General features: G+C 64.2%; 32 protein-coding genes. 15 read left to right on the forward strand and 17 right to left on the reverse strand.

The window, feature by feature from the left end; all coding sequences use genetic code 11:
- Positions 1–286 precede the first annotated feature (286 nt).
- Entirely contained in the window at positions 287–2941 is a 2655-nt protein-coding gene (alaS, locus tag M4J39_RS20930; protein WP_251730437.1) for an alanine--tRNA ligase, read from the forward strand.
- 82 nt (positions 2942–3023) lie between these two features.
- On the opposite strand, the gene M4J39_RS20935 is transcribed toward alaS, so the two are convergent.
- Complete coding sequence (locus tag M4J39_RS20935) at positions 3024–3638, reverse strand: PadR family transcriptional regulator (RefSeq protein WP_251730438.1); 615 nt, start codon at positions 3636–3638, stop codon at positions 3024–3026.
- A gap of 297 nt (positions 3639–3935) precedes the next feature.
- Between M4J39_RS20935 and M4J39_RS20940 the strand changes: the two genes are divergently transcribed.
- From M4J39_RS20940 to M4J39_RS20950, 3 genes are all read left to right on the forward strand, one after another.
- Positions 3936–4424 (forward strand): GNAT family acetyltransferase, encoded by a 489-nt coding sequence (locus M4J39_RS20940; RefSeq protein WP_251730439.1) that lies wholly within the window; start codon positions 3936–3938, stop codon positions 4422–4424.
- A gap of 261 nt (positions 4425–4685) precedes the next feature.
- Positions 4686–4946 carry a hypothetical protein gene (locus M4J39_RS20945; protein ID WP_251730440.1) on the forward strand — a complete coding sequence of 87 codons (261 nt, stop codon included), beginning with the start codon at positions 4686–4688 and terminating at the stop codon, positions 4944–4946.
- Between the two features lie 96 nt (positions 4947–5042).
- Positions 5043–5411: a VOC family protein gene (locus tag M4J39_RS20950; RefSeq protein ID WP_251730441.1), complete on the forward strand. Its 369-nt coding sequence runs from the start codon at positions 5043–5045 to the stop codon at positions 5409–5411.
- A gap of 92 nt (positions 5412–5503) precedes the next feature.
- On the opposite strand, the gene M4J39_RS20955 is transcribed toward M4J39_RS20950, so the two are convergent.
- The 4 genes from M4J39_RS20955 to M4J39_RS20970 all read right to left on the reverse strand — a co-directional run bounded on the left by M4J39_RS20955 (position 5504) and on the right by M4J39_RS20970 (position 8617).
- Positions 5504–5680, reverse strand: coding sequence for a YegP family protein (locus M4J39_RS20955; protein WP_251730442.1), 177 nt, complete (start codon positions 5678–5680; stop codon positions 5504–5506).
- 231 nt (positions 5681–5911) lie between these two features.
- Positions 5912–7129: an NADP-dependent isocitrate dehydrogenase gene (locus M4J39_RS20960; RefSeq protein ID WP_251730443.1), complete on the reverse strand. Its 1218-nt coding sequence runs from the start codon at positions 7127–7129 to the stop codon at positions 5912–5914.
- Positions 7130–7288: 159 nt separating this feature from the next.
- Complete coding sequence (gene map / locus M4J39_RS20965) at positions 7289–8038, reverse strand: type I methionyl aminopeptidase (protein ID WP_251730444.1); 750 nt, start codon at positions 8036–8038, stop codon at positions 7289–7291.
- Between the two features lie 27 nt (positions 8039–8065).
- Positions 8066–8617: an NADPH-dependent FMN reductase gene (locus M4J39_RS20970; protein WP_251730445.1), complete on the reverse strand. Its 552-nt coding sequence runs from the start codon at positions 8615–8617 to the stop codon at positions 8066–8068.
- Between the two features lie 176 nt (positions 8618–8793).
- Here M4J39_RS20970 and M4J39_RS20975 point away from each other — a divergent pair, with 176 nt between their 5' ends.
- Positions 8794–9249, forward strand: a complete 456-nt coding sequence (locus M4J39_RS20975; RefSeq protein WP_251730446.1) for an Lrp/AsnC family transcriptional regulator — start codon at positions 8794–8796, stop codon at positions 9247–9249.
- Complete coding sequence (locus M4J39_RS20980; protein WP_251730447.1) at positions 9246–9875, forward strand: LysE family transporter; 630 nt, start codon at positions 9246–9248, stop codon at positions 9873–9875. The genes M4J39_RS20975 and M4J39_RS20980 overlap by 4 nt, the downstream gene beginning before the upstream one ends.
- Here the strand turns inward: M4J39_RS20980 and M4J39_RS20985 are convergent.
- The gene (locus tag M4J39_RS20985) at positions 9872–10786 is read right to left on the reverse strand and encodes a LysR family transcriptional regulator (RefSeq protein ID WP_251730448.1); all 915 of its coding nucleotides are present in this window, start codon (positions 10784–10786) and stop codon (positions 9872–9874) included. The two genes, M4J39_RS20980 and M4J39_RS20985, sit on opposite strands and share 4 nt — an antisense overlap.
- A 262-nt stretch (positions 10787–11048) precedes the next feature.
- Between M4J39_RS20985 and M4J39_RS20990 the strand changes: the two genes are divergently transcribed.
- From M4J39_RS20990 to rpsD, 4 genes are all read left to right on the forward strand, one after another.
- Entirely contained in the window at positions 11049–12080 is a 1032-nt protein-coding gene (locus tag M4J39_RS20990) for an aldo/keto reductase (protein WP_251730500.1), read from the forward strand.
- A gap of 126 nt (positions 12081–12206) precedes the next feature.
- Positions 12207–12998: an RNA methyltransferase gene (locus M4J39_RS20995; protein WP_251730449.1), complete on the forward strand. Its 792-nt coding sequence runs from the start codon at positions 12207–12209 to the stop codon at positions 12996–12998.
- Between the two features lie 107 nt (positions 12999–13105).
- Positions 13106–13948, forward strand: coding sequence for a glutamate racemase (gene murI, locus M4J39_RS21000; RefSeq protein WP_251730450.1), 843 nt, complete (start codon positions 13106–13108; stop codon positions 13946–13948).
- A gap of 199 nt (positions 13949–14147) precedes the next feature.
- Positions 14148–14765, forward strand: a complete 618-nt coding sequence (gene rpsD, locus M4J39_RS21005; protein WP_251730451.1) for a 30S ribosomal protein S4 — start codon at positions 14148–14150, stop codon at positions 14763–14765.
- A gap of 59 nt (positions 14766–14824) precedes the next feature.
- Here rpsD and M4J39_RS21010 read toward each other — a convergent pair whose 3' ends face one another.
- Positions 14825–15946, reverse strand: coding sequence for a beta-lactamase family protein (locus M4J39_RS21010; protein ID WP_251730452.1), 1122 nt, complete (start codon positions 15944–15946; stop codon positions 14825–14827).
- A gap of 172 nt (positions 15947–16118) precedes the next feature.
- Here M4J39_RS21010 and M4J39_RS21015 point away from each other — a divergent pair, with 172 nt between their 5' ends.
- Positions 16119–16904: an SRPBCC domain-containing protein gene (locus M4J39_RS21015; RefSeq protein WP_251730453.1), complete on the forward strand. Its 786-nt coding sequence runs from the start codon at positions 16119–16121 to the stop codon at positions 16902–16904.
- A gap of 63 nt (positions 16905–16967) precedes the next feature.
- Here M4J39_RS21015 and M4J39_RS21020 read toward each other — a convergent pair whose 3' ends face one another.
- From M4J39_RS21020 to purC, 9 genes are all read right to left on the reverse strand, one after another.
- A complete protein-coding gene (locus M4J39_RS21020; protein WP_251730454.1) occupies positions 16968–17468 on the reverse strand; it encodes a hypothetical protein in 501 nt (166 codons plus the stop codon).
- Between the two features lie 445 nt (positions 17469–17913).
- Complete coding sequence (gene grxD, locus M4J39_RS21025; protein WP_251730455.1) at positions 17914–18255, reverse strand: Grx4 family monothiol glutaredoxin; 342 nt, start codon at positions 18253–18255, stop codon at positions 17914–17916.
- 51 nt (positions 18256–18306) lie between these two features.
- On the reverse strand, positions 18307–18537 hold the full coding sequence (locus tag M4J39_RS21030) for a BolA family protein (protein ID WP_251730501.1): 231 nt from the start codon (positions 18535–18537) through the stop codon (positions 18307–18309).
- Positions 18538–18684: 147 nt separating this feature from the next.
- On the reverse strand, positions 18685–20889 hold the full coding sequence (purL, locus tag M4J39_RS21035) for a phosphoribosylformylglycinamidine synthase subunit PurL (protein ID WP_251730456.1): 2205 nt from the start codon (positions 20887–20889) through the stop codon (positions 18685–18687).
- Between the two features lie 128 nt (positions 20890–21017).
- Positions 21018–21578, reverse strand: coding sequence for a BLUF domain-containing protein (locus M4J39_RS21040; RefSeq protein ID WP_251730457.1), 561 nt, complete (start codon positions 21576–21578; stop codon positions 21018–21020).
- 185 nt (positions 21579–21763) lie between these two features.
- Positions 21764–22435, reverse strand: a complete 672-nt coding sequence (gene purQ, locus M4J39_RS21045; RefSeq protein ID WP_251730458.1) for a phosphoribosylformylglycinamidine synthase subunit PurQ — start codon at positions 22433–22435, stop codon at positions 21764–21766.
- 20 nt (positions 22436–22455) lie between these two features.
- Positions 22456–22575 carry a phosphoribosylformylglycinamidine synthase-associated small membrane protein gene (locus M4J39_RS21050; protein WP_251730459.1) on the reverse strand — a complete coding sequence of 40 codons (120 nt, stop codon included), beginning with the start codon at positions 22573–22575 and terminating at the stop codon, positions 22456–22458.
- Positions 22576–22582: 7 nt separating this feature from the next.
- Positions 22583–22825: a phosphoribosylformylglycinamidine synthase subunit PurS gene (purS, locus tag M4J39_RS21055; protein WP_251730460.1), complete on the reverse strand. Its 243-nt coding sequence runs from the start codon at positions 22823–22825 to the stop codon at positions 22583–22585.
- A 115-nt stretch (positions 22826–22940) separates the two neighbouring features.
- Positions 22941–23738, reverse strand: coding sequence for a phosphoribosylaminoimidazolesuccinocarboxamide synthase (gene purC / locus M4J39_RS21060; RefSeq protein ID WP_026782764.1), 798 nt, complete (start codon positions 23736–23738; stop codon positions 22941–22943).
- A gap of 348 nt (positions 23739–24086) precedes the next feature.
- On the opposite strand from purC, the gene M4J39_RS21065 reads away from it, so the two are divergent.
- Together M4J39_RS21065 and M4J39_RS21070 are read left to right on the forward strand one after the other, a co-directional pair.
- Positions 24087–24470 (forward strand): DUF1476 domain-containing protein, encoded by a 384-nt coding sequence (locus M4J39_RS21065; protein ID WP_251730461.1) that lies wholly within the window; start codon positions 24087–24089, stop codon positions 24468–24470.
- A gap of 16 nt (positions 24471–24486) precedes the next feature.
- Positions 24487–25260: an HpcH/HpaI aldolase/citrate lyase family protein gene (locus tag M4J39_RS21070; RefSeq protein WP_251730462.1), complete on the forward strand. Its 774-nt coding sequence runs from the start codon at positions 24487–24489 to the stop codon at positions 25258–25260.
- A gap of 23 nt (positions 25261–25283) precedes the next feature.
- On the opposite strand, the gene M4J39_RS21075 is transcribed toward M4J39_RS21070, so the two are convergent.
- The gene (locus M4J39_RS21075; RefSeq protein WP_251730463.1) at positions 25284–25844 is read right to left on the reverse strand and encodes an alpha/beta hydrolase; all 561 of its coding nucleotides are present in this window, start codon (positions 25842–25844) and stop codon (positions 25284–25286) included.
- 292 nt (positions 25845–26136) lie between these two features.
- Between M4J39_RS21075 and M4J39_RS21080 the strand changes: the two genes are divergently transcribed.
- Positions 26137–26460, forward strand: coding sequence for a helix-turn-helix transcriptional regulator (locus M4J39_RS21080; protein ID WP_251730464.1), 324 nt, complete (start codon positions 26137–26139; stop codon positions 26458–26460).
- On the forward strand, positions 26453–26923 hold the full coding sequence (locus tag M4J39_RS21085) for an SRPBCC family protein (protein WP_251730465.1): 471 nt from the start codon (positions 26453–26455) through the stop codon (positions 26921–26923). Before M4J39_RS21080 ends, M4J39_RS21085 begins: the two co-directional genes overlap by 8 nt.
- Positions 26924–26930: the final 7 nt, after the last annotated feature.

Raw genomic sequence — 26930 nt, forward strand, 5'->3', positions numbered from 1 at the left:
CCGCTGGACAGGCGCATGGCCGGCGGCTAAATAACGCTTTGCCTTGCTTGGAACCGATGACGTCGGAGCCGGTCTGGCCTGCGCGTCCTTCCCTCCGAAAGGTTGCCGTCACGAGGCGCCATACGGATTGCCGAGACGACCCCCGCCGGCCGGTCCCTTTTTCGCTGTCGCTCGATGCAGGGCATTGGTTGCGGGAGCGTGCGAGCGGCTCGCGGGAAATGGGGTTCGGGCGGATCGACTGCGCGTGTCGCGCGGGCGCCGCCCCAGCGCAGGCAGGCGGATCGTCATGAGTGGTGTGAACGAGATCAGGAAGACCTTCGTCGACTATTTCGGCAGGAACGGTCACGAGGTGGTGTCGTCGAGCCCGCTGGTGCCGCGCAACGACCCGACCCTGATGTTCACCAACGCCGGCATGGTGCAGTTCAAGAACGTCTTCACCGGCCTGGAGAAGCGTCCCTACAGCCGCGCCACCACGTCGCAGAAGTGCGTCCGCGCCGGCGGCAAGCACAACGATCTCGACAATGTCGGCTATACCGCCCGCCATCACACCTTCTTCGAGATGCTGGGCAACTTCTCCTTCGGCGATTACTTCAAGGACCGGGCGATCGAGCTGGCCTGGAACCTGATCACCAAGGAGTTCGGGCTGCCGAAGGACAAGCTTCTGGTGACAGTCTATTCCGAGGACGAGGAAGCTGCGACCTACTGGAAGAAGATCGCCGGTCTCTCCGAGGATCGCATTATTCGCATCGCCACCTCGGACAACTTCTGGGCCATGGGCGACACCGGTCCTTGCGGTCCCTGCTCGGAGATCTTCTACGACCACGGCGATCACGTCTGGGGCGGCCCTCCGGGCTCGGCCGAGGAAGATGGCGACCGCTTCATCGAGATCTGGAACCTCGTGTTCATGCAATACGAGCAGATTTCCAAGGACGAGCGCGTCAATCTGCCGCGGCCGTCGATCGACACCGGCATGGGCCTTGAGCGTATCGCGGCCGTGCTGCAGGGCGTTCACAACAACTACGACATCGACCTGTTCCAGGCGCTGATCCGCGCCTCGGTCGAGGCGACCGGCGTCGCCGCCGAGGGCAGCCAGCTCGCCTCGCATCGAATCATCGCCGACCACCTGCGTGCCTCCAGCTTCCTGGTGGCCGACGGCGTGCTGCCGTCCAACGAAGGGCGCGGTTACGTGCTCCGCCGCATCATGCGCCGGGCGATGCGCCATGCCCATCTGCTTGGCGCCCAGGAACCGCTGCTCCATCGCCTCGTTCCGGCGCTGGTGCGCGAGATGGGCCAGGCCTATCCCGAACTCGTTCGAGCCGAGGCGCTGATCACCGAGACGCTGAAACTTGAGGAAAGCCGCTTCCGCCGGACGCTGGCGCGCGGCCTGGGGCTGCTCGACGAGGCGACGACTGGCCTGGCGAAGGGCGGCAGCCTCGACGGCGAGACGGCCTTCAAGCTCTATGACACCTATGGCTTCCCGCTCGATCTCACCCAGGACGCGCTCAAGGCGCGCGGCATCTCCGTGGATACGGATGGTTTCGCCGCCGCCATGGAACGGCAGAAGGCCGAGGCGCGCGCCAACTGGGCCGGCTCGGGCGAGGCTGCGACGGAGACGGTGTGGTTTGGTCTGCGCGAGAAGGTCGGCGCCACCGAGTTCCTCGGCTACGATACCGAGAAGGCCGAGGGCGTCGTGGTGGCCCTGGTCAAGGACGGTAAGGAGGTCGCCGACCTCAAGGCCGGAGAGACCGGCTCGCTTGTCGTCAACCAGACGCCGTTCTATGGCGAGTCCGGCGGTCAGGTGGGAGACGCGGGTAGCATCTCCGGCGCCGGCTTCCGTCTGGCCGTGACCGACGTGCTGAAGAAGGCCGACGGTCTCTTCGTGCATCAGGTGACGGTCGAGGAAGGCACCGTGAAGGTTGGCGAGCCGGTCGAGCTGGCGGTCGACCATGCCCGCCGGTCGCGCATCCGCGCCAACCACTCGGCGACGCATCTTCTGCATGAGGCGCTGCGCTCGGTTCTGGGCAAGCATGCGGCCCAGAAGGGCTCGCTGGTGACGCCCGATCGCCTGCGCTTCGACTTCTCCCATCCCAAGCCGATGGACGAGACGGAACTGGCCGAGGTCAGCCGCCTCGCCAACGCCATCGTGCTGCAGGACGGTCCGGTGATGACCCGCCTGATGGGGCAGGAAGAGGCGATCGCCGAGGGCGCCATGGCGCTGTTCGGCGAGAAGTATGGCGACGAGGTGCGTGTGGTCACCATGGGCACGGCCATCGAGGGCGAGAAGGCCGGCAAGACCTACTCGACCGAGCTTTGCGGCGGTACGCATGTGTCGCGTACCGGCGAGATCGGTCTCGTTCATGTCGTCGCCGAAAGCGCCGTCGCCGCAGGCGTGCGCCGCATCGAGGCGCTGACGGGCGATGGCGCCCGCGCCTATTTCGAGGATCAGGAGAAGACGGTTCGCAACGTTGCTCGCGAGCTCAAGGTGCCCGTCGGCGATGTCGTCGATCGCGTGGCGGCGCTGGTCGAAGAGCGTCGCAAGCTGGAGCGCGAACTGGCCGACGTCAGGCGCAAGCTCGCCATGGGTGGCGGCACTGCCGCCGACGAGGTGGCCGAGATTGCCGGCGTCAAGTTCCTGGGCCGCGTGGCCGAGGGGGTCAGCCCGAAGGATCTGAAGGGCCTCGTCGACGAGGGCAAGGCCAAGCTGGGCTCCGGCGTGGTGGCTCTGGTCGGCGTCTCCGAGGACGGCAAGGCGGGCGTGGTGGTCGGCGTGACGGCCGACCTGACGGCGCGCTTCTCCGCCGTCGATCTGGTGCGCGTGGCGTCCGAAACGCTTGGCGGCAAGGGTGGCGGCGGCCGTCCCGACATGGCGCAGGCCGGCGGTCCGGACGGTGCCAAGGCCGCCGAGGCGCTTGAGGCCATCCGCAAGGCGCTCGCCGGCTGAACCGGGTTGATCGTCAGGCAGAAAAAAACGCCCGTCCGAGCGGAGGCTCGGGCGGGCGTTTGCTTTGCGAAAGGACGCCGCCTCAGATTTGTTCGATCTTGCGGGCCGTCTCGTCGAGCAGATCGGCCAGCGCGTCGATCTGCTCTGGCGTCAGGGCCGCACTCTGCATCTTCAGCCGCATGGCGAGGCGCATGTTCTCGACGGCCCGGAACAGGCGCGGGTTGTGTTCGGGACGGCGGTCCGAGCCGGCCTCGGCGAAGCGGGCGAGTACGGCGTCGATGGCGGCGCGGTTCTCTTCCACGGTGGTGCGACCGGCCTCGGTGGCGGCGTAGAGCTTCTTGTTGCCCTCCGAATTCATCACCTCGATCTGCCCGGTTTCCTCAAGCAGCGTCAAGGTCGGGTAGATGACGCCGGGGCTCGGCGCGTAGGCGCCGCCGGTACGGTCCTCGATCTCCTTGATGATCTCGTAGCCATGGCGCGGCTGTTCGGCGATCAGCGCCAGAACGACGAGGCGCAGCATGCCATTGTCGAAGAAGCGACCGCGACCGAAGGGGCCGCCGCGCTGGCCGGGGCCATGACGCTCCGGCCGATCTCCACGTTCGCCCCAGAAGGGCCGGCCGAAAGGACCGCGGCTACCGGCGGCACGGCGGTCATCCCGGCAGTGAATGTCGTCATTTTGGTGGAATCTGTGATGCATAGATAGCTCCTGTTATCTCGTGATGTAATTAGATATATCGAAAGTGACTCGAATTTCAAGAGGGCCGACGCCGTTGGTGCGAAGAAAACTGGGGCGGAGTGTCGCGCGGACATGATGCCGGACGATGGATGCCTGCTCGAAGTTGTTGAGATACATAGAGTTTACTCCTCCATGGCTTTTCGCGTCGCGTGGTGCCTGACGGCGATGGGGCGCCGCATTTCCGATTGAGATCGGCTATATCTGAAGTGGTGTTGGCGATGTCCCGGCTATCGCCGTGTCATTTCCGGAGGGCAGGACGTGGATTTCGAGAGTGCCTTGGTGATCGATGAGATGGACGGGGCCGAGCGCGAGGCCGTCATCGCGCTCTGGACGCGCTGCGGCCTGACAAGGCCGTGGAACGATCCCGTGGCGGACATGGCGTTGGCCGAGACGACGGAGAACGCCACTGTTCTGGTCGCGCGGCGGAATGGACGCATCGTCGGGGCTGCCATGACCGGTCATGATGGTCATCGCGGCGCGCTTTACTATCTGGGCGTCGATCCGGATCAGCGGTGCGGCGGTGTCGGGCGAGCCTTGGTCGAGGCGGCTGAGGGCTGGTGTCGGGCGCGCGGTGCCCCGAAGCTCAATCTGCTCGTTCGCAGCGAAAATCAGGCTGTGCTCGCCTTTTACGCGGCGCTGGGATATCGACCGACCGATAGTATTTCGCTTTATCGCACGCTCGACCCGGAACGCGAGGAGCGCGAGCGGGAGCAAAAGGCCGAGTGGGCGGCGAGAAGTCGTCGATGACCTTCGTGCCGACTAAAGTCTAGTCGAGGCTCTATTCTTAACAAGTGGCTGAATAAAAAGGGGTATCCGCGTCCTCAGTGCAACTTCCAGCGAGATGTCCAGAGGACATTAACCATTTCACGTGGTACTACGACTAAGTAGAAATAGACTGATTGGCAAGATTTAAACATGATAGATTCCTACTGGATTAAAAACCCAGGCTGACGGTTCGTTCCGGCCCCGCGGCGGGGGAGGGCGATCCCGAGTATCGGAGGCCGATACATGCTTGCGCTTGAACTGGTCCTTGTGCTGGTCGTCGCCGGCCTTGTCGTCGGAACGCAGTTCCGCGTCATCGCCATGGCTCCGCTGGCATTTGCGGCTTGCATCTGTGCATCCCTGGAAGCCATGACCCTTGGCGCTTCCGGTTCGCGCCTGGCTCTTCACATCGTAGAAGCGGCCATCTTCTTCGAGGTCGCGTATGCCGTTGGGGCTACGCTGGTTCACCTCCGGCTGCCCGCATTCTTCCTGCGCCGCCGCGTCTGACGTGTGTTCCGGATTCTTTGCTTGACGCTTTGATGCTGCCAAAAATTGGCAGCAGTTTGTTCTATGGGTGTTTTATCGCAATGCGAGGAGGCGCCCGTGATTACCCCCACTTACTATCTGCTGCATGTCGCCGATCCCGAGACGAGCGGCGTCTTCTACCGCGAGCTGTTCGAAACGGCTCCGGTCGAGTCGTCGCCAACCTTCGTGCTGTTCGTTCTCCATGGCGGCATCAAGGTCGGCCTTTGGTCCAAGCAGACTGTTGAACCGGTGACCGGCGGGGCGCCGGGCGCCCTGGAAATCGGCATTGCGATGAAGTCGCCCACTGACGTCGATGCGTTTCACCAGCGCTGGCTGGCGCGCGGGCTGCCGGTTTTCCAGGCGCCGGTCGATCTGGACTTCGGCCGCAGTTTGATGCTGACCGATCCCGATGGGCATCGCATCCGCGTCTTCGCCGTGGCGACTTGACGAGGGCAGGACACCCGCCGGCTCCGGTCCGGCGGGTTCCGTCATTCGCCGGGCAGCCGGATGCTCTCGCTCGGCTGGCGAACTCAAATCTCTCAGCTGTTGTCCTCGGTGGGGGCGTCCGGGCCGTTCTTCTTGATCGACTCGATGGCGTTGATGGCCGAGGCCTTGGATTTGTAGCCTTCGGTCCAGAATATGATTTCGCCGTTATACTTGAAGTAGGCGACGTACTCATCAGCCTTGTTCTTCTTGATCTCGAACTTGTGCGCCATGTTTTCCCCTCCGTTTGAAACTCCAGACGGTGGATGATCTGTCCATTATGCTGCCTTGCGGTGGCGATCCGGGGACAGCACCATCCCGTTCGAAAGTATTACCGAGCTTGAAGGCTGTCATTGCTCTTCAGGTATGAATTCAGCTCCGGCTTCTCATCCTTATGGATAGCCAAACGAAACGCGGCGGACCGTTTCCAGCCCGCCGCGCAGATTTTTGCCTAAGGTGTCAGCTTACCACTTGGCCATTTCGGCTTCGAGGTTGGAGGCGACCTTCTCGAGGAAGCCGGTGGTCGACAGCCACTTCTGGTCCGGCCCGATCAGGAGGGCGAGATCCTTGGTCATGAAGCCGCTTTCGACGGTGTCGACGCAGACCTTCTCCAACGTGTCGGCGAACTTGGCGAGCTCCGCGTTGTCGTCGAGCTTGGCGCGATGGGCGAGACCGCGCGTCCAGGCGAAGATCGAGGCGATGGAGTTGGTGGAGGTCTCCTTGCCCTTCTGATGCTCGCGGTAGTGGCGGGTGACCGTGCCGTGGGCGGCCTCGGCCTCCACCGTCTTGCCATCGGGCGTCAGCAGCACGGAGGTCATCAGGCCGAGCGAGCCGAAGCCCTGCGCCACGGTGTCGGACTGCACGTCGCCGTCGTAGTTCTTGCAGGCCCAGATGTAGCCACCGGACCACTTCAACGACGAGGCAACCATGTCGTCGATCAGGCGGTGCTCGTAGGTGATGCCCAGCTTGTCGAACTCGGCTTTGAACTCGGCGTCGAACACTTCCTGGAACAGGTCCTTGAAGCGGCCGTCATAGGCCTTGAGGATGGTGTTCTTGGTCGACAGGTAGACCGGCCACTTGCGCAGCAGGCCGTAATTGAACGAAGCGCGGGCGAAGTCGCGGATCGACTCGTCGAGGTTGTACATGGCGAGCGCCACGCCGGACCCGGGGGCCTTGAACACTTCCTTCTCGATCACCGCGCCGTCTTCGCCGACGAACTTGATGGAGAGCGTGCCCTTGGTGGGGAACTTGAAATCGGTGGCCTTGTACTGGTCGCCGAAGGCGTGGCGGCCGACGACGATCGGCTGCGTCCAGCCGGGCACGAGACGCGGCACGTTCTTGCAGATGATCGGCTCGCGGAAGATGACGCCGCCAAGGATGTTGCGGATGGTGCCGTTGGGCGACTTCCACATTTCCTTGAGGTTGAACTCCTTCACGCGCGCCTCGTCGGGCGTGATGGTGGCGCACTTGATGCCGACGCCGTGCTTCTTGATGGCGTGGGCGGCATCGACCGTTACCTGGTCGCCCGTGGCGTCGCGGTTCTCGACGGATAGGTCGTAATACTCGATGTCGATGTCGAGATAGGGCAGGATCAGCTTGTCCTTGATCAACTGCCAGATGATGCGCGTCATCTCGTCGCCGTCGAGATCGACAACCGGGTTCGCAACCTTGATCTTCGCCATAGTGGGGTGACCTTCCGAACGTGTGGCCGGGCCTTGAGGGCCGGTTCGTGCGCCTGCCGGTACGCAAACGCACGGATGCACCGCCTGTAGCATGACGTTGCCGTCGAGGCCAGTGCGGCCGCACCGCTTTTGGGCGTACGCTAACGTAAACGGAAGGTCTCAGGATGGAAGGGTAACGACCAAGGGGCCGTTGCGGGTGGCGACGATGGTGTGCTCGAACTGAACGGTCGGCGCGCGCGGCTCGGAGTAGAGCGTCCAGTCGTCATCTCCGTCCTCGGCCCATTCGGCGCCGAGCGACAGGAAGGGCTCGACGGTAAAGACGAGCCCGTCGGTGATGATGCGCCGCTCGCGCGGGTCCGGCCAGGTGGCGATTTCCGAAGGTTCTTCGTGCAGGGAGCGGCCGACGCCATGGCTGGCAAGGTTACGCACGAGCGTATAGCCGTTCTTGCGGGCGAAGGCGCCGACGGCGCGGCCGACGCCAGCCAGCGGTTTGCCCGGCGCCACGGCGCCGATGCCGGCCCACATGGCGCGGCGGCCGTCCCGGCAGAGCTTGTCCAGCTTGGCCGGCGCGGGGGATACGGCAAAGGACGCGCCGCTGTCGGCGAAGAAGCCGTCCTTGGAGGCGGACACGTCGAGATTGATCAGGTCGCCGGCCTTCAGCACCCGGTCGCCTGGAATGCCGTGGGCGATCTCCTCGCAGACCGAGATGCAGGCGATGCCCGGAAAGCCGTAGCTCTCTTTCGGGGCGGGGACGGCGCCGGCTTCGTCCAGTACGCGGCCGGCGATTTCATCGAGCTCGGCGGTGGTGATGCCGGGGCGGACGGCGGTGGCCATGGCGGCGATGGCGTCGGCCACCGCGCGGCCGATCGCCTTGAGGCCGTCGAGTTCATCTTCGTTGGTAATGGTCATGTCGACTTTCGTGGCGCCCTCAGGCGTCTATTGGTGTTTGCCGATCCAGGTCGCAAAGGCGGCGAGGAAGCCGGAGAGGAAGGCCTTGGTATCATCGTTCGCCAGCTTGCCGTCCTTGTCCAGGAGGTCGCCGACCTTGGAAACATAGACTTCGGGCTGCTGCATGACCGGCATGTCCAGGAAGACCAGTGGCTGGCGAAGGTGGTGGTTGGCGCCGAAGGCGCCCAGCAGGCCCGGGGAGACGCTGGCGATGGCGGCGGGTTTGCCCTTCCATACGCTGTGGCCGTAGGGACGGGAACCCACGTCGAGGGCGTTTTTCAGCAGGCCCGGGATCGACCGGTTGTATTCGGGCGTGACGAACAGCACGGCATCGGCACCGGAAACCTCGCTCCGAAATCTGGCCCAGCCTTCCGGCGGTGCATCGCCTTCGAGATCCGGGTTGTAGAGCGCCAGATCGCCGATCTCGACGATGCGGAGCGCGAGCTTGTCGTCGGCGAGTGTTGCGAGGTTCTCGGCCACCGCCCGCGAGAACGAGCCCTTGCGCAGACTGCCGACAAGAACTGCCACGTCATAGGCCATGCTTCTCTCCTTCGTTCGGGGAACTTTCGTTCTTGTTATATGGGATTTCCCCGAATGCTGTCCACGCACTCGAACTTTGCGGCTTGCTCAGAGAATTTCGGGAAAATGTCCTGTCATGTAGCGATTTAACGGGAAATTATGTTGACGTTTCGGTAAAATGTGGGAGCATGTCCGGCATGGATGAAATCGATCGTCAAATCGTGATGTGCCTTGGCGACGACGCTCGTCGCTCCCTGGCCGACATCGGCGGCGAGGTCGGTCTGTCGACCTCGGCGGTGAACGAGCGTATTCGCCGCCTCGTCGCGAGTGGGGTGATCCGCCGCTTCACCGTCGACGCCGATGCGGCTGCAATGGGGCTGGGCATTGCCGCGTTCGTCTTCGTCGGGCTTGCGGCGGATGCCGACGAAGCGGTGTTCAGGGCGGTTGCCGCCGATCATCCCGCCATCGTCGAATGCCAGCACGTCACTGGCGCCTGGAACTATCTCGTCAAGATCCGGGTGGCGTCGCTCGCGGGTATCGAGGCCTTTCTCGACGATCTCAAGCGGCGGCGGCTGATCGCCCGCAGCGAGACGATGATTGCCCTTTCGACCGTCGTCGAACCGCCGTTCCGTCCTCGTGGAGACAGATCGTGAGCCTTCTGCTGTTCGCCGCCAAGGGTTTTGCCCTCGGATTTGCCGTTGCCGCGCCGCTCGGACCGATTGGAGCGCTGTGCATCAACCGGACGCTGCAACGCGGCTTCTGGGTCGGGCTGTCCGGCGGGCTGGGAACGGCGCTCGCCGATGCGGCCTACGGTGCTCTGGCGGCTTTGGGCTTTGCCGCCTTCTCGGCCTTTCTCGCCACGATCGACGGACCGATGCGCCTCATTGGCGGCCTCGCCATGATCTGGCTTGGCTGGCAGGGCATGAAGCCGAAGCCGCCGCGTCCGGCGGCCGAAGTGGGAGCGCGCGATCTTCTCGGCACCATTGGCGCCACCTTCCTGCTCACCATCGCCAATCCGACGACCATCTTGTCCTTTGCCGTATTCTTTGCCGGGTTGGGCCTTGCATCGGCGGCGGACGCAGCCTCGGCGCTGGTGGTGGTCGCCGGCGTGTTCGCAGGTTCGCTCGCCTGGTGGATCATCCTGACCGGTGGCGTGGCGCTGGTGCGTCACAAGGTCAGCGATCGTTTCGCCCTGTGGGTCGGGCGGCTGTCCGGCGCGTTGATCCTCGTCTTCGGTGTCCTGGCGGTCGGCTCCTTCGCCGCCGGGTTCTTGCGCTAATCCTTCGATCGCTCGCGCATGCTTCTGAGGCATGCGTCGACGAAGACGCGCAGTTTCGGCTGCAGCCGGCTCGACTTGGGATAGTAGAGGTAGAGCGCGTCCTGGGCCGGCGAGAAGCCGCCGAGGCAGGTTTCGAGGCGCCCCTCCGCAAGCTCGCGGCGGACGTTCTGCGACGATGCGTAGGTGAGCCCGAGACCGGCCACGGCCATGGCGCGCAGCAGTTCGGAGTCGTCGGAGGTGAGCTGCCCCGGAGGCTCGATGGTGACGGCGACGCCCTCGCGCTCGAACTCCCACCGGTAGAGGTCGCCACTGTCTGGCAGACGGAAGCGCAGGCACGCATGGTGGGCGAGATCGTCCGGCGTCTCCGGCCGGCCATGGGCGGCGAAATAGGCCGGCGAGCCGACGACCACCCAGGAGAAAGGTGGAGTGACGCGAACCGTCAGCATGTCCTGGTCGATGAACTCGCCGATGCGGATGCCGGCGTCGAAGCCGCCACCGACCAGGTCATGCCGCTTGGTGTCGGTGATGACTTCGACGGCGATGTCGGGGTAGGTCGTCAGGAAGGAAGACATCATCGGCGTCAACACTTGGCGGGCGGCGATGTGGTGGGTGAGAAGGCGAAGCCTGCCCGACGGTCGTGCACTGAGATTGGCAAGCGTGTCGAGCGAACCGGCAATCGCCTCTGCGGCCGGTCGGACTTCTGCAAGAAGCCGCTCGCCGGCCTCGGTGAGGGCAACGCGGCGCGTCGTGCGGTGGAGAAGCGGCAGGCCGATCCGCCGTTCCAGTGTCTGCACCGCCTGGCTGACGGCACCCGGCGTGACGCCGAGTTCGCGGGCAGCGGCGCGGAAGCTGCCCCGCCTAACGACGGTGAGAAACTCGCTGATTCCATCGAAGAGGTCGGTTCGGGCCATGGATTCTCCAAGGGCGGTGTCACGGGCTCTCCGAGGCGTGATTTGGCGAGCCGTTCTGGCGGAGGCATAATAGCAGTCGCAATAGGCCATGATTGTATAGATCAACTAATCAGGCTGTGCGATCGGGCGCGGCTAGTCCGGCCAGCCGGGGCACCCTATGTTCTTGGTGGGCGTCAGGGCAGCCTTCGTCGTGCCGCATCGCCCGTCGCGCTTTGGCGCCGATCGCTTTCTCGTTCCTCAATCCATTCTTCAAGGTGATGACATGCGCTACAACACGCTTGGTGGCACCGGCCTTCTCGTTTCCGAAATCTGCCTGGGCACCATGACCTTCGGCGGCAAGGGCTTCTGGACCGTCGTCGGTTCGCTCGACCAGTCGGTGGCCGATCGCATCGTCGCCGGCGCCCTCGACAAGGGCGTCAACTTCATCGACACCGCCGACGTTTACTCCGAAGGCCTGTCGGAGGAGATCACCGGCGCGGCGATCCGCAACTCCGGTCGATCCCGTTCGGACGTGGTGCTGGCCACCAAGGTGTTCGGCCCCACCGGCAAGGGCGTCAACGATCGCGGCGCCTCGCGCGGCCATATCATGGATGCCGTCAAGGGCAGCCTGAAGCGACTCGGTACCGACTATATCGACCTCTACCAGATCCACGGGACCGATGTGGTGACCCCGATCGAGGAGACGGTGAGGGCGCTCGACGATCTGGTTCGCGAGGGTCTCATCCGCTATGTCGGCGTTTCAAACTGGCCGGCCTGGCGCATCATGAAGGCGCTCGGCATCGCCGACCGGCTCGGCCTCGACCGCATCGCCAGCCTGCAGGCTTACTACACCATCGCCGGTCGCGACCTCGAGCGCGAGATCGCCCCCTTGCTTCTATCGGAGAAGGTTGGGTTGATGGTGTGGAGCCCGCTCGCCGGCGGTCTCCTGTCCGGCAAGTACAACCGCGACGGCGAGGGCGAGGGGCGTCGCGCCAACTTCGACTTCCCGCCGGTCAACAAGGACCGGGCCTTCGACGCTGTCGACGTGATGGCCGAGATTGCCAGGGACAAGGGCGTGTCGGTGGCGCGGATCGCGCTTTCCTATGTGCTGCACAAGCCGTTCGTTTCCTCGGTGATCATCGGCGCCAAGTCGGTCGAACAGCTCGATGACAACATCGCCGCCAGCGAGGTGGTGCTGTCGGCCGACGAGCTTTCCCGTCTCGATGCGGTTTCGGCGCTGCCGGCCGAATATCCCGGCTGGATGCTGGAGCGCCAGGGCACCGAGCGGACGGCCTCGGTGGCCACTCCCCGCTGATTGGTGCTTCGGGTGGCGCGATGAGGCGCCACCCACCTTCCGAACCGGTCGTGGTCGGGGATTTCTCCCCTTTTCTTGGTCGGCTCGATGTGCCAAACCCGCGCCGAAAGCGGGATAGGCAAGATCATGTCGGACGAAACCACGGCCGGGCGCGGACCGGCCATCATCCTCTGCGAGCCGCAGATGGGCGAGAACATCGGCGCGGCGGCGCGCGCCATGGCCAACTTCGGGCTATCCGATCTTCGGATCGTCGCCCCGCGCGACGGTTGGCCCAACGAGAAGGCGGAAGCCAACGCCGCCAAGGCGACGCACATCATCCACGCCGCGCGCGTTTATGATCGGCTGGAGGATGCCATCGCCGATCTCTCCTTCGTCTATGCCACGACGGCGCGTGACCGCGACGTCACCAAGGCGGTGCGCGGGCCGGTGTATGCGGCCAAGCACATGCGGCATCTGGAAGGGCAGGGCGCGGCCGTGGGCTTGCTGTTCGGCCGCGAGCGCTGGGGCCTCAACAACGACGAAGTGGCGCTGGCCGACGAGATCCTGACGCTGCCGGTGGTGCCCGAATATGCCTCCCTCAACATCGCCCAGGCGGTGCTGGTGGTGGCCTACGAGTGGCGCAAGGCCGGTTTCGAGGATCCCGATGCCGCGTTGCCCTTTGCCGCCTCGGACCGCTCGCCGCCGGCCGGCAAGGCGGAACTGCTCGGCCTGTTCGACCATCTGGAGTCGGTCCTCGACGAACGGCATTTCTTCCATCCGCCCGAAAAGCGGCCGACGATGATCCACAATCTCCGCGCCATCTTCCAGCGTCAGCAGCTGACGCAACAGGAGATCAGGACGCTGAGGGGCATCATCACCTGTCTCGACGGCAAGAACCACCGTCCAAAGAAGCGGATCGTCGATGGCGGCGAGGTTTAGGCCAAGGCTTCGTTAACGCTGTCGGTCGACGTTGAACGGTGCTTGGCCCGATGTCGCCGCATTCGGCTGGCACAGCTGACGGAACGAGGCAGACTCTAGGAAATCCCATGCGTATCCTGGTGTTCGACAGTGGCGTCGGCGGCCTTTCGGTCGCCCGCGAAATCGGCAAGGCGCTGCCGGCTGCCGGCATGGACTATGTTGCCGACCTCGCCGTCTTCCCCTACGGCGCTCTTGAGCCGGATGTCCTGATCGACCGAGTCGTGTCGTTGATGGACGAGGCGCTTTCCGTGCTCGATCCGGCGGCACTGGTGATCGCCTGCAACACCGCCTCGACCCTGGTGCTGCCGCCCTTGCGCGCCCGCTTCAAGCTGCCGATCGTCGGCACGGTGCCGGCCGTCAAGCCGGCCGCCGAGCACAGCCATACGCGCATGGCTTCGGTGCTGGCGACACCTGGCACGGTGAAGCGCGAGTACACGCACGACCTCATCGAGACCTTCGGCGGCGATTGCCGCTTCACGCTGGTCGGGTCGGAGCGACTGGCCGGACTCGTCGAGCGTCAGTTCTCCGGTGAACAGGTGACCGACGCCGAGCTGCTGACGGAGATCGCCCCCTGCTTCATCGAGGACGCCGGGAAGCGAACCGATGCCGTGGTGCTCGCCTGTACCCACTATCCCCTCCTGCTCGACCGGCTGAAGGCGCTGGCGCCCTGGCCGGTGGAGTGGATCGATCCGGCACCGGCGATCGCCCGCCGCGTGGCGACCGTGACCGAGGGCGCCGCTCCGTCGCGTGGCGAGGGCGCCCCGCATCGCTTCTTCTCAACTGGCCGGTGGCCGGCGCACGCCATGCTGGAAGCTTTTGGATTCGTGGAGGGCGAGGCCTTCTTCCGCGATGGTCAGCCAAAAAGCGCCATCGACGGCGCGAAAGCCGGCAAAACTGCGCTTTCGATTTGACAGCGGCCGCTCCCTCGACTATTGACCCCTCAACCCGCCGGTTCCTTGGCAACGAGGAGCCGGCGTGGCCGTTCACGTGTCCCGTGGGGGACCTGCCGCGCGCAGTGTTTCCCTGTCGGTTTCGGGTGGCTCTCGGGCCAGATCGGAGCAGAGGAGGGCGCGCGTCCTGAATGAACACTGACAAAAAGCGGGATACGCGATGTCTAAGCGCCATAGTGCAAAGTACAAGATCGACCGCCGCATGGGCGAGAACCTCTGGGGTCGCCCGAAGAGCCCGGTCAACAAGCGTGAATACGGCCCCGGCCAGCACGGTCAGCGCCGCAAGGGCAAGACCTCGGACTACGGTCTGCAGCTGCGCGCCAAGCAGAAGCTGAAGGGTTACTACGGTGACCTCAGCGAGAAGCAGTTCTACAAGATTTACGAGGAAGCCGTCCGTCTGCGTGGCGACACCTCGGAAGCGCTGATCGGCCTGCTCGAGACCCGTCTCGACGCCGTCGTCTACCGCGCCAAGTTCGTGCCGACTCCCTTCGCGGCCCGTCAGTTCGTCAACCACGGTCATGTCACCGTCAATGGCCGCAAGGTCAACGTCGGTTCCTATCGCTGCAAGATCGGCGACGTGATCGAGGTTCGTCAGAAGTCGAAGGAACTGGCCATCGTTCTCGAGTCGGTCGAGCTCGCCGAGCGCGACACGCCCGACTACATCGAGGTCGATACCGCCAAGAAGGTCGCCAAGCTCGTCCGCGTGCCGGCCCTGGCCGACGTTCCCTACGCCGTCAAGATGGAGCCGAACCTGGTCGTCGAGTATTACTCGCGCTGATAGGTTTCCGACGCTTCGGATCTGTGGAAAGGCCGCCCTGTGGGCGGCCTTTTTGCCGTTCAGAGGCCGAGATCCGCGTAGACGGCGCGGAAGATGTCCTTCGGGAAGGCGCCGTTGCAGCCCTCTATGGCGGTGTTGGTGAAGCTGACGATCGTGAGGCCGGTTGCCGGGTCGACATACCACTGGTGCCCGTAGATGCCGCCCCAGGCCCATGTGCCGGGCTTGCAGGGCTGGTTCTGTACCGAGGGGTCGCGGTAGATCGACCAGCCGTGCGAGTAGCCCTGGCCTGACGGCGCTGGATCGATATCCACCGTGTGTGCCTCGGCAAGAAGCGGCATCGAGGCCGGAGAGAGAACAGGCGCACCGCCCTTGCGCATGGCCTCGAGGAAAGTCAGGAAGTCCTCGGCCGAGCCGATCATCCCGGCGCCGCCCGACGGGAAAGCCGTCTTGTCAAAGGCGCGACCGGTCCAGAACTCGATGAAGCCGTCGCCATCCTTGACGCGCTCCACCTCGCCCATCCGTGTCGGGGGCGCGCCGTCAGCATAGGGAGCGGCCAGACGATCAGGATCGGTCGACCAGAAGCCGGTATCGTCCATGCCGAGCGGTCCGGTGACGCGCGCCTTGACGATCTCGGGCAAGGATCGTCCGTCGGCAACCTCCATCGCCCCGCCCAGCACGTCGATGCCGAGCGAGTACTGCCATCCGGTTCCGGGCCTGAAGGCGAGGGGCAGGGTCGAGATGCGGGCGATGTTCTCGGCAAGATCGAAATCGGACGGTCCTGTTCCGCCGCAGGGGCGCTTGCCGTTGCCGCTGTCGATGTCATAGGTGAGCCCGGACGTGTGGGTCATCAGATGGGAGATGGTGATCGTCGGCGCTTCGCCATCGGGCAGGCGAGGGCGGAAATCGGGCAGGTAGCGCGTCACGGGATCGTCAAGGCGCAGCTTGCCGGCTTCGACCATGGCAAGGGCAGCGACGGAGACCATCGGCTTGCTCACCGAGGCGAGACGGAAAATGGTGCGCGGCGCCATCGGCCTGCCGGCCTCGCGATCGAGAAAACCGGCCTGATGCTGGTAGACGAGGTCACCGTTCAGCGAGATCAATATGTTGGCGCCGACGATCTTGTGACCGGCGGCCTTGTCGACAACGGCGTCGACGCCTGAAAACCGAATGGTCCTGCCCACCTGGCTTGCTCCTCACCCTGCATTCTCGGACTCGCTTCCTTGGTCCGGCGACTGACAGCCTAACCCTTTTCGGGTCCGTTTGTGACAGGAGACCGAGGGCATACCGCACCGCCGGATGCGTCTATAGGTTACCATATTGACACGTTACTAAAATGGAACTTATTATCGCGCCATGGTTGACGTCTTCGATGCCCTTGCCAGTGCTCACCGCCGCCGGCTACTGGATTCTCTTCGCGAGCGGGACGGCCAGACGCTGGGTGAGCTCGAAGCCTGTCTGCCATTGTCGCGCTTCGCGGTGATGAAACATCTCGGCGTCCTCGAGGAAACCGGGCTGGTGGTCACCCGCAAGGTCGGGCGCGAGAAGTTCCACTATCTCAACCCCGTCCCCATTCAGGACGTGAGCGATCGTTGGATCTCGCGCTATGCCATGCCGTTTGCGCGCGGTCTTGCCGATTTGAAGAGCGGCTTCCAGCAAGGGGTTTTCAGAATGAATACTGTGATGGTTGCACCGAAGCATGTTTATGAGCTTCTCATCGATGCGACGCCGGAAGCGGTGTGGGCGATCCTGACCGATGACGCTAAGACGCCGCTTTGGCAGCATTTCAACATGGATTCGCGTACCGAGTGGCGCGTCGGTGGCAAGATCGAGTTCCTGCTGGGCGGGCATGCGATGATCGTCGGTGAGGTACTGGAGCTGACACCGCCGAAGCGCCTGTCGCACAGCTTCTGTGCCCGTTGGGCTGAGGATGTCGCGGGCGACCCACCCTCGCGAGTGACCTGGGAGCTGGAACCGGCGGGGGAGGGAGCCACGAAGTTGACGTTGGTGCACGACGATTTCGGGGGTGACACGGCCACCAGCCGCATGGTGTCGGCTGGCTGGGTCGAGGCGATTTCTCGTCTGAAGACGTTGGTGGAAACCGGCCGGAGCTTCACCATGCCGGGGCGGCCGGGAGCCTGAAGAAACGAAAAAGGGCCGCCCTGGTTTGGGCGGCCCGATATCGTTGAGCTTTAGGCTCCGCTATCAGTTCGGGAAGACGACGACGTTCTTGAACTGCGGCTCGTTGTCGTCGGCACCCGGATCATAATAGGTCATGACGCGCGCGCCTTCCGAGCCGTGGGTGCTGAAAAGCGCGCCGGACTCAAGGTTCTGCTCGGCGGCGGCGTAGCGGGCGGCGTCGGCCCGGGCAGCGGCCGCGTTGGCCGGGTTTTCGATCACGACGGTGTTCTTGAACTGCGGTTCGTTATCGTCCGCTGCCGGATTGAAGGTGGTGACGAGTCGTGCCGTCTCCGAACCATGCGTAGCGATCAAGGCGCCAGACTTCAGTGCCTCTTCGGCGGCGGCGTAGCGGGCGGCGTCGGCCCTGGCGGCAGCGGCGTTGACGCCACCGTCATTGAAGAAGGTGTCTACGAACTGCGGCTCGTTGTCGCGAGCGGCGGGATCGAACGTCACGCCGGCGGCGCTGGCGACCGAGGGGACCAGAGCGGCGGCGAGGGCGGCGGTGAGGAGGAACTTGGTATTCATGGCATCTACTCCATGGAATGGTCTTCTATCGAAGGCCGGTTTCGCGTCTTGGCAGCGGGGAGGTTTTGCGCTGCCGATGACCCTCATTTGGAGCGTGGCCGTTCACGTTCAAACCGAACTCCGCTGACGTGTGCGAGCGATCCAGTTGAACAAGGGTCGCGAAAATGTGTCTACGGAATTGAACGTATAGGGGTGGTTGGGAGAAACCCGCGGTACGCTGCAGGAAACCGGACTTCGATCGCTCACACCAGGCTGGTTACGATGTGAGAATAATCAAGCGTCGTTCACGAAAGGCCGTCGATCCCGAGGACAAAAAAGCTCTACCGAGGCGGAAAAACGCCGTCCATGTCGCTTGAAGGTCGCTCTCAGAGGGGCTCGAAAAACGAAAAGCCCCCGCCGGTCTCGGCGAGGGCTCTGGAAAGCGACAGGGAACGTATCGCGTCTCTTACTCGGCCGCAGCCTCGTTGACAGCGATGCCGGCCTCCTTGAGGTGGGCCTGCAGCTCCTGCTTCTGAAACATCTCGCGGACGATGTCGCAGCCGCCGACGAACTCGCCCTTCACGTAGAGCTGCGGAATTGTCGGCCAGTTCGAATAGGTCTTGATGCCGTCGCGCAGCTCGGGATTGTCCAGCACGTTGATACCCTTGTAGGGCACGCCGAGATACCCGAGGATCTGCACCACCTGCCCGGAGAAGCCGCACATCGGGAAATCCGGCGTGCCCTTCATGAACAGGACGATATCGTTGCTCTTCACTTCGTTGTCGATGAACGACTTGATGTCAGCCATGGGTCTACCTCGGTCGGTCGGATTCAAGGTCCGAATTGGAAGCATTCAAAGTTAAGGCGCGCTGGTCTGAAGTGCAAGGGCATGCAGCTCGCCGCCCATTTTTCCCTTGAGCGCGTCGTAGACCAGCTGATGCTGCCTGACCCGCGTCAGCCCGCGAAAGGCCTCGGACACGACGATGGCCGAATAATGGTCGCCGTCCCCGGCGAGATCGCGAATTTCGACGCTGGCGTCCGGCAGCGCTTCCTTGATCATCGCCTCGATGTCTCTTGCCTGCATGGCCATGTCGAACACCCCTCTCTTCGTTGCCGGCCAGGATTCGCCCAGCTTCTTCCGATCAGATGGCATCATCCGGCCCAAAAGGGAATGCTCCGGGCTGATACCTTCGGGCATATTCCGATGACCACCGTGCGGCCGGCCATCGGAGAGGTCTCAGGCCTTGCCGCCCATGAAAGCCGGGAACCAGCCGTCAAAGGCCGCCTTGATGTCGGCGATCGGCGCCTTGCCGGCGGGACCGAAGTCGACGGCGTCGCCACCGACGGTGCCGACTCGTTCGACCTTCACGCCTGCCTTGGCAGCGTCCGCCAGGATGGCGGCGCTCTCGGCGGGGCGCACGGCGATCAGGTAGCGGGCCTGATCCTCGGCGAAGACCGCCACGTGTGGATCAAGACCGCCAAGCTCGACGCGAACGCCGCGCTGACCGGCCATCGCCATTTCGGCAAGCGCCACACCAAGACCGCCGTCGGAGAGGTCGTGGCAGGTGGAGACGCGACCCGAGGCGATGAGGCCGCGCACGAAGTCGCCGTTCTTCTTCTCAAGCGCCAGATCGACCGGCGGCGGCGCGCCCTCCTCGCGGCCGTGGAGGTCGCGCAGGTAGACCGACTGGCCGAGGTGGCTGCCGTGGCCACCGACAAGGAAAACCTCGTCGCCGTCCGCCTTGAAGGCAATGGTGGCCATCTTCGTCACGTCCGGCAGGAGGCCGACGCCGACGATGGTGGGGGAGGGCAGGATGCCTTCGCCGTTGGTCTCGTTGTAGAGCGACACGTTGCCCGAGACGATCGGGAAGTTCAGGGCGCGGCAGGCATCGGCGATGCCCTGCAGCGCCCGTACGAACTGGCCCATGGCCTCAGGCTTCTCGGGATTGCCGAAGTTGAGGTTGTCGGTCAGCGCGATCGGATCGCCACCGACGGCGGTGACGTTGCGCCAACTCTCGGCCACCGCCTGCTTGCCGCCTTCGAAGGGATCGGCGTCGCAGTAGCGCGGCGTGACGTCGGCCGACATGGCCAGCGCCTTGCCCGTGCCCTCGACGCGGACGACGCCGGCGTCGCCGCCGGGGATCTGGGCCGAGTTGCCCTGCACAAGGCAGTCGTACTGCTCGTAGACCCAAGCGCGCGAGGCCTGGTCGGGCGCGCCCATCAGGCGGACGAGCGCGGCGCCGACGTCGTTGACGGCGGGAATGGCGTCGTCGGGGAGCGGCGCTGCCTTTCGGGGTTCGACCCAGGGGCGGTCGTACTCCGGCGCTTCATCGCCGAGCTCCTTGATCGGCAGGTCGGCCACTTCCTTGCCCTGCCAAATGATGCGGAAGCGCAGGTCGTCGGTGGTCTCGCCGCAAACGGCGAAGTCGAGCTCCCACTTGCGGAAGACGGCCTCGGCCTCCTTTTCCTTGGAGGGCTCCAGCACCATCAGCATGCGCTCCTGGCTTTCGGAGAGCATCATCTCGTAGGGCGTCATGTCCTCTTCGCGCTGCGGCACGCGGTCGAGGTCGAGGCGGATGCCGAGGTTGCCCTTGGCGCCCATTTCGACGGCCGAGCAGGTGAGGCCGGCGGCGCCCATGTCCTGAATGGCGACGACGGCGCCGGTCTTCATCAGCTCCAGGCAGGCTTCCAGGAGGCGCTTCTCGGTGAAGGGGTCGCCGACCTGAACGGTGGGACGCTTTTCCTCGATGGTGTCGTCAAACTCGGCGGAGGCCATGGTGGCGCCGCCGACGCCGTCACGGCCGGTCTTGGCGCCGAGATAGACGACAGGGAGGCCGACGCCCTTGGCTTCGCTGAGGAAGATGCCGTCGCGCCTGGCGATGCCCAGGGCGAAGGCGTTGACGAGGCAGTTGCCGTTGTAGCGGGCGTGGAAGCGCACTTCGCCGCCGACGGTCGGCACGCCGAAGGAGTTGCCATAGCCGCCGACACCGGCGACGACGCCAGCCACCAGATGGCGGGTCTTGGGATGATCGGGCTCGCCGAAGGACAGCGAGTTCATGGCGGCGATGGGGCGCGCACCCATGGTGAACACGTCACGCAGGATGCCGCCGACGCCCGTCGTCGCGCCCTGATAGGGCTCGATGTAGGACGGGTGGTTGTGGCTCTCCATCTTGAAGATGGCGACATCGCCATCGCCGATGTCGATGACGCCGGCATTTTCGCCCGGGCCGATGATGACCTTGTCGCCCTTGGTGGGCAGGGTCTTCAGCCACTTCTTGGACGATTTGTAGGAACAGTGCTCGTTCCACATGGCCGAGAAGATGCCGAGTTCGGTCAGCGTCGGCTTGCGCCCGATCAGTTGGAGGATGCGGTCATACTCGTCGGGCTTGAGCCCGTGACGAGAGATGAGGTCGGGCGTGATTTCGATGTCGTTCTGGAACACGGGCAATCCCCTTGGAGACCGGGCCGACGGTTGGGCAGGGGATAGAACGACTGGCGAGAAACCGCAAGAAAGCGGCCGCACAAAAAAGCGCGTGTCGCCGCTTTTTCAGGCCGGAATGACCGACACCGTCAGGTAGGCGCCATGGTCTTGGTGTTGACGACCCTGATGGTTTCGACCGGCGGGTCCTGCCTGGGCGGCGTCGGGCGTGTGGGAGTTGCCTGCAGGGGAGGAGCGGGCGTTCGCTGCTCGGCGAGCCCGGTCCGCTGCACATAGAGCGTATCGAGGGCGCAGAACTCGCGAACGAAGTCGAGGACGGCCGCCGCCGACATGGTCGTCGGATTGATGTCGACCGTCGGGCTGTATTTCAAGTAGAGTCGTTCGGCATCGATGGTGCGTCCCGCGTAGCCCACCGCCCATCCTTCGAAGACGCGCTTGTCGATGGTCGATATGGCGAGCACGGTCAGGTCTTCGATGCGCGGATCCTCGAACAGCAGCCGCAGGCGCTTGGAAACCTGCTCGCGGGCGCCCTCGATGACCTCCATCATGTACTTTTCGTTGAAGACCAGGCCGCCGGTCAGGCCCGACGCAGGACTGTAATCGCTGGCCGCGGCCAGGATGCTTTTGATCATCCCGGCGGATTCACCGATCTTGACGTTGGTGCGACCGTAGAACACCAGGCGAGACAGCATGGCAGAAGGCTCCGGCCAATGTTGATCCGGCTTTCACACATGCCCCCACGTGGCAGACAAATGGTTACCGGAGCTGGCGTTGCCGAGAAAACGGGGCGCTATCTGCCGCTTAAGGTAAGTTGAGGTTAATGAGCTCGCAAAAACTGTCAATGCGCACCACCGCAACCGATGGTGCGCACGACGTGTCAGGCGGCGAGCGAGGTGGCGACGCTTTCGAACAGGCCGCGGCCATCGAGGCCACCATGCAGCGCTTCGATCAGGTTTTCCGGGTGCGGCATCATGCCGAGCACGTTGCCTTCCTCGTTGAGGATGCCGGCGATGTCGTTGATAGACCCGTTGGGATTGGTGCCCTCGGCATAGCGGAAGGCAACGCGTCCCTCGCCCTCAAGACGCGCCAGCGTCTCCGGGTCGGCAAAGTAGTTGCCGTCGTGATGGGCCACCGGGCAGCGGATCACCTGGCCCTTGGCGTAGGCGCGGGTGAAGTCGGTGTCGTTGTTGGTGACCTCGAGTTTCACTTCCTTGCAGACGAAGCGAAGGTGGGCGTTGCGCATCAGCGCCCCGGGCAGGAGGCCCGCCTCAGTGAGGATCTGGAAGCCGTTGCAGACGCCGAGGACGCGAACACCGGCCTTGGCCTTCTTCGCCACGTCCAGCATGGCTGGCGAGCGGGCGGCGATGGCGCCGCAACGCAGGTAGTCGCCGTAGGAAAAGCCGCCGGGCAGGACGATCAGGTCGACATCCGGCAGGCTCGCGTCCTGATGCCAGACGACGGTCGGCTCGACGCCGGTCACCGAATGCAGGGCCTTGACCATGTCGTGGTCGCGATTGGAACCGGGAAAGAGGACGACGGCCGAGCGCATATCGTGTTCTCCTCGAAAGGTCAGGGCATCAGGAACAGAACGGCGAGAGTGGCGGCGACGACCGGAATACCGACGAAGATCGCCGCCTTGACCAGCATGAAGCGGATGATCCGGCGCGTATCGTCAGGGCCGTCGGCCATGTTCGCCTCAGCCGAGAATGGCGATGTCGTAGTTCTCGATGACGGTGTTGGCGAGCAGCTTCTCGCACATGTCGGCCACCGCCGCGCGAGCCTTGTCCGGGTCGGTCTCGGCGAGGGCGAGGTCGACGATCTTGCCCTGGCGGGCGCCGTCGATGCCGGCAAACCCGAGGCCGCGCAACGCGCCCTCGATCGCCTTGCCCTGCGGGTCGAGAACGCCCGCCTTGAGGGTGATGGTGACGCGCACTTTCATGGCCGTATCCCGAAAATGAAGAACGCCGGGGGAATAACCCGGCGTTCTCGGATTCACAAGTCGGTTTTCGCGGCGTCTCCGCCTTTCATGGCGCTGCTTCTCGCGGCGCCCGCCCTCACTTCACCAGCGTCGGGCCGGAGGGGCGCGTCTGCTCGGACTCGTTGAGGATGCCGAGGCGCCGGGCGACTTCGGTGTAGCTCTCCACGAGGCCGCCCATATCCTTGCGGAAGCGGTCCTTGTCGAGCCGGTCGCCGGTGGCGATATCCCACAGACGGCAGCTGTCGGGACTGATCTCGTCGGCGACGACGATGCGCATCATGTCGCCTTCCCACAGGCGCCCGCATTCCATCTTGAAGTCGACGAGACGGATGCCGACGCCCAGGAACAGGCCGGCCAGGAAGTCGTTGACGCGGATGGCCAGAGCCATGATGTCGTCGATTTCCTGCGGCGAGGCCCAGCCGAAGGCGGTGATATGTTCTTCGGAGACCATCGGGTCCTTGAGCTCGTCGCTCTTGAAATAGAACTCGATGATCGAGCGCGGCAGCTGCGTGCCCTCTTCGATCCCGAGTCGCGTGGCGATCGAGCCCGCCGCGACGTTGCGCACCACCACCTCAAGCGGAATGATCTCCACCTCGCGGATCAACTGCTCGCGCATGTTGAGCCGACGGATGAAATGGGTGGGAATGCCCATGTTGTTGAGATGGGTGAAGAGATATTCCGAAATCCGGTTGTTCAGAACACCCTTGCCGTCGATGATTTCGTGCTTCTTGGCATTGAACGCCGTAGCGTCGTCCTTGAAGTGCTGAATCAACGTACCCGGCTCGGGACCTTCGTACAGGATCTTGGCCTTACCTTCGTAGATACGCCGGCGGCGGTTCATGGGGATATACCGTGGTCTGTTGATGAAATCCATGAGGCCGGGGCTCCGGGTCCGATTTACAACTAGCCCGCTTGTCGCCTCGGCGGGAATTCAGGATGCGACAACACGACGATCGGTACGCAATGCACCGTCAGCGTGGGCACATTCTAAGCACAGAAAGCGGGCGAACTGACGTCCGCCCGCTCCCTCGCCTGTGGGGCACACTATCCGATCGGGTTCCGGATAACAATCCCGTCGCGCTGCAATTTCGCGTAGTGGTCATTCCTTAATTTTTTCGGCTACTTACCTACTTCCGGCCAAGTTGATCACAGAGGCGTGAAAGCTTATATTCAAATCAAGGAGAGTGTTTGAGCTTTTGCCTTTTAGAGAAAGGAGGTTCGGATGTCCACGACATGGAGCCGAAGCCTGCCTTTGTCAGGTGAAAGTGACCATAATGGCAACATCGCAGTCTTTGATAACCGCGAGAAAGCCTTCGAAATCAAGTTCGCCCGCGACGAGGAGTTGAGGTTCCGCGCGACCGCGCGGCGCAACAAGCTCATCGGTCTGTGGGCGGCGCAGAAATTGGGGATGGGCGAGTCCGAGGCGGCCGACTATGCTCGTGCGGTCGTCTTCGCGGATCTCACGCGGGTCGGCGGTCGCGACATCTCCGCCAAGCTGGCGGCGGACCTCGCCGACGCCGGAGTTCCCGTGACGGACGACGAGATACAGACGGCGATGCGCGATTTCATGGCGCGCGCCGAGCTCGAGATCAGGACCGAAGCCTGATCCGTCCGAAAGGGAGATGATGGAAACTCCATCCTTGCGCGCCGCGCTTGCCGGTGCCCGTCCGCTCAGGGTCGGCTGGTCGTGCCTGCCCGATCCGCTGGCTGCCGAGATCATGGTCCGCGCCGGCTTCGAAGCGGTATTGCTCGACCTCCAACATGGCGTGATCGACATGGGCGCGACGCCGGCCATGCTCACCGCCATCCGCTCGGCCGGTGGGCACGCGCTGGCGCGCATTCCGGTGGGCGAGTATCAGTCGGCCTCCCGGCTGCTCGACTGGGGCGCCGAGATGGTTGTAGCGCCGATGATCGAGACCGCCGAGGACGCGCGCGCCTTTGCGAGTTTCATGAAATATCCGCCGGATGGGCAACGATCCTACGGGCCTGCCCGCGCAGTGCAGTTGTCGGGCCTTTCGGCCGATGCCTATCGGACCTCGGCCAACGCCTCGACGCTCGCCGTGGTGATGATCGAGACGCGGGCCGCGCTTTCAAACCTCGATGCCATCCTGGCAGTGCCCGGCATTGATGGCGTGTTCGTCGGTCCGTATGATCTTTCCATCGCCCTGTCGCCCGAGGGCGAGCCGGGTCTTGATCGGCCCGATACGATCGCTGCCATGGAGCGGGTGGTCCGACAGGCCAAGGCGGCCGGCAAGGTGTGCGGCGCCTTTGGCGCGAATGCCGCGCTGGTGCGTCGCTATCTCGGGCTCGGCTTCACCTTCGCCACTCTTTCGACCGACATGGATCTCATTGACTCCGCCGTGAAGGCGGCGATCTCCGAGGCTGAGGGTGGCTGACGGACTTCGCAGTCGCGGCGCCGTCAGGGCGTCGCGGGTGCTCCGGCGCGCTTCAAGAGCGTTGCAAAGCGCGTCAATCCTTCCGGCCACGGGCCATAGCCGGTCTTGTCGTTGATGTGGCCGGCAAACCCCGCATCGACGAAATCCGATCCCCAGGCGGCGGCGTACTCGTCGGCTCGCTCGAAGGCGCAGTAGGGATCGTCGCGGCTCGCTATCAGCATTGACGGAAAGGGCAGGGGGTCGGTGGACAGGCCGGCGAAGCTGGCGATCTCCGGAACCTCAAGTCGATCCACGTCGGGCAGGCCGACCAGGAACGCGGCGGCCACCTTGCGCCCGACATAGGGGGCGGCGTGGATCACCGTGGCGACGCCGAGCGAGTGGGCGACCAGCACCACCGGTCGGCTTGCCTTGCCGACGGCGATGCCCAGGGCGGACACCCAGGCGTCTCGATCGGGCTTGGCCCAGTCGCGCTGGGCGACGCGTCGCGCCGTTGGCAGGCGCTTCTCCCAGCGGCTTTGCCAGTGGTTGGGGCCCGAGTTGTTCCAGCCCGGGATGATGAGGATGTCACATTCGGAGGTCTTCATGATGCGACCTTGAATGGCTTTCGAGCGGAAAGCAAGGCAAGCCATCTCGTGGCCGTCGGTCTGGTTCAGATTCTGAATCCGCATTCGGCCTGTGCTGAAGTTCATGTGAAGATTCAACTTGAATTCGTTTTTTATCAACGGGTTGGTTGGTGTTTGTCCCTCTGGCAGTCCTTGTCGTGCCGGTCGTTGCGATGCTGATTCAAGCGGCATCCTGATGTTCAGATTCAACATGAAGCCCGCCGGTGATCCGGGCTGGCTTGACTGTTATGTAAGTATTGGCTTACGGTAAGTTATGGCTAACATGAACTCCGCCTTGCTCGCTCTTGCCGATCCCACGCGTCGCGCCGTGTTCGAACGCGTGGCGCGATCCCCTGCGCCCGTGGGCGACATTGCCAAGGGGCTCCCGGTGTCCCGGCCTGCGGTGTCGCAGCATCTCAAGGTGCTGAAGGAGGCCGGGTTGGTGTTGGATCATGCCGAAGGTGCGCGACGCATCTATCGTATCGATCCCCGGGGGCTCGGACCGCTCAGGGCGTGGCTCGATCAGTTCTGGGGTGCGGCTCTCGACGCCTTCGCCGCCGATCTCGAAACGCAAGCAAAGGATGACGAGCATGACTGACACGATCGTTGCCGCCCCCGTTCGCCGTTCGGTGACCGTCAGGGCGGACCCGGCGCGGGCCTTCCAGGCCTTCGTCGGCAACATCGGCCGGTGGTGGCCGAGGAGCCATGCCATCGGCGGCAAGCCGCTCGTCGATGCCGTGCTGGAGCCGAAGATCGGCGGCCGCTGGTATGAGGTGGGCGAGGATGGCTCGACCTGCGAGTGGGGGAAGGTGCTGGCCTACGAGCCGCCGGGGCGTCTGGTTCTCGCCTGGCAGATCGATGCCGACTGGAGATATGACCCCGACCTGATCACCGAAGTCGAGGTGTTGTTCGTCCCCGACGGCGAGGGAACCCGCGTCGAGCTTGAGCATCGCAATATCGAGCGCTTCGGCGCCAGGGCGGCGGCGGTGGCCGAAATGCTCGGCTCGGACGGCGGCTGGACGCTTATCCTCGGGCTTTATGCCGAGAGCACGGCGGCCTGAGCGGCCT

The organism is Pleomorphomonas sp. NRK KF1 (assembly GCF_023721755.1).
Taxonomy (GTDB): domain Bacteria; phylum Pseudomonadota; class Alphaproteobacteria; order Rhizobiales; family Pleomorphomonadaceae; genus Pleomorphomonas.

Excerpts from the sequence above, each read along its gene's own strand:
- M4J39_RS21075 (WP_251730463.1), bottom strand. The coding sequence starts at position 25,844 with ATGAAGACCTCCGAATGTGACATCCTCATCATCCCGGGCTGGAACAAC.
- M4J39_RS20995 (WP_251730449.1), top strand. The coding sequence starts at position 12,207 with ATGTCGGACGAAACCACGGCCGGGCGCGGACCGGCCATCATCCTCTGC.
- M4J39_RS20945 (WP_251730440.1), top strand. The coding sequence starts at position 4,686 with ATGCTTGCGCTTGAACTGGTCCTTGTGCTGGTCGTCGCCGGCCTTGTC.
- grxD (WP_251730455.1), bottom strand. The coding sequence starts at position 18,255 with ATGGCTGACATCAAGTCGTTCATCGACAACGAAGTGAAGAGCAACGAT.
- M4J39_RS21020 (WP_251730454.1), bottom strand. The coding sequence starts at position 17,468 with ATGAATACCAAGTTCCTCCTCACCGCCGCCCTCGCCGCCGCTCTGGTC.
- M4J39_RS20985 (WP_251730448.1), bottom strand. The coding sequence starts at position 10,786 with ATGGCCCGAACCGACCTCTTCGATGGAATCAGCGAGTTTCTCACCGTC.
- M4J39_RS21085 (WP_251730465.1), top strand. The coding sequence starts at position 26,453 with ATGACTGACACGATCGTTGCCGCCCCCGTTCGCCGTTCGGTGACCGTC.
- purQ (WP_251730458.1), bottom strand. The coding sequence starts at position 22,435 with ATGCGCTCGGCCGTCGTCCTCTTTCCCGGTTCCAATCGCGACCACGAC.
- M4J39_RS21080 (WP_251730464.1), top strand. The coding sequence starts at position 26,137 with ATGGCTAACATGAACTCCGCCTTGCTCGCTCTTGCCGATCCCACGCGT.
- alaS (WP_251730437.1), top strand. The coding sequence starts at position 287 with ATGAGTGGTGTGAACGAGATCAGGAAGACCTTCGTCGACTATTTCGGC.
- M4J39_RS21065 (WP_251730461.1), top strand. The coding sequence starts at position 24,087 with ATGTCCACGACATGGAGCCGAAGCCTGCCTTTGTCAGGTGAAAGTGAC.
- M4J39_RS20960 (WP_251730443.1), bottom strand. The coding sequence starts at position 7,129 with ATGGCGAAGATCAAGGTTGCGAACCCGGTTGTCGATCTCGACGGCGAC.
- M4J39_RS20970 (WP_251730445.1), bottom strand. The coding sequence starts at position 8,617 with ATGGCCTATGACGTGGCAGTTCTTGTCGGCAGTCTGCGCAAGGGCTCG.
- M4J39_RS21040 (WP_251730457.1), bottom strand. The coding sequence starts at position 21,578 with ATGCTGTCTCGCCTGGTGTTCTACGGTCGCACCAACGTCAAGATCGGT.
- map (WP_251730444.1), bottom strand. The coding sequence starts at position 8,038 with ATGACCATTACCAACGAAGATGAACTCGACGGCCTCAAGGCGATCGGC.
- M4J39_RS20990 (WP_251730500.1), top strand. The coding sequence starts at position 11,049 with ATGCGCTACAACACGCTTGGTGGCACCGGCCTTCTCGTTTCCGAAATC.
- rpsD (WP_251730451.1), top strand. The coding sequence starts at position 14,148 with ATGTCTAAGCGCCATAGTGCAAAGTACAAGATCGACCGCCGCATGGGC.
- M4J39_RS21070 (WP_251730462.1), top strand. The coding sequence starts at position 24,487 with ATGATGGAAACTCCATCCTTGCGCGCCGCGCTTGCCGGTGCCCGTCCG.
- murI (WP_251730450.1), top strand. The coding sequence starts at position 13,106 with ATGCGTATCCTGGTGTTCGACAGTGGCGTCGGCGGCCTTTCGGTCGCC.
- M4J39_RS21015 (WP_251730453.1), top strand. The coding sequence starts at position 16,119 with ATGGTTGACGTCTTCGATGCCCTTGCCAGTGCTCACCGCCGCCGGCTA.
- M4J39_RS20935 (WP_251730438.1), bottom strand. The coding sequence starts at position 3,638 with ATGCATCACAGATTCCACCAAAATGACGACATTCACTGCCGGGATGAC.
- M4J39_RS20955 (WP_251730442.1), bottom strand. The coding sequence starts at position 5,680 with ATGGCGCACAAGTTCGAGATCAAGAAGAACAAGGCTGATGAGTACGTC.
- M4J39_RS21030 (WP_251730501.1), bottom strand. The coding sequence starts at position 18,537 with ATGGCCATGCAGGCAAGAGACATCGAGGCGATGATCAAGGAAGCGCTG.
- purC (WP_026782764.1), bottom strand. The coding sequence starts at position 23,738 with ATGGATTTCATCAACAGACCACGGTATATCCCCATGAACCGCCGCCGG.
- M4J39_RS20975 (WP_251730446.1), top strand. The coding sequence starts at position 8,794 with ATGGATGAAATCGATCGTCAAATCGTGATGTGCCTTGGCGACGACGCT.
- M4J39_RS21050 (WP_251730459.1), bottom strand. The coding sequence starts at position 22,575 with ATGGCCGACGGCCCTGACGATACGCGCCGGATCATCCGCTTCATGCTG.
- purS (WP_251730460.1), bottom strand. The coding sequence starts at position 22,825 with ATGAAAGTGCGCGTCACCATCACCCTCAAGGCGGGCGTTCTCGACCCG.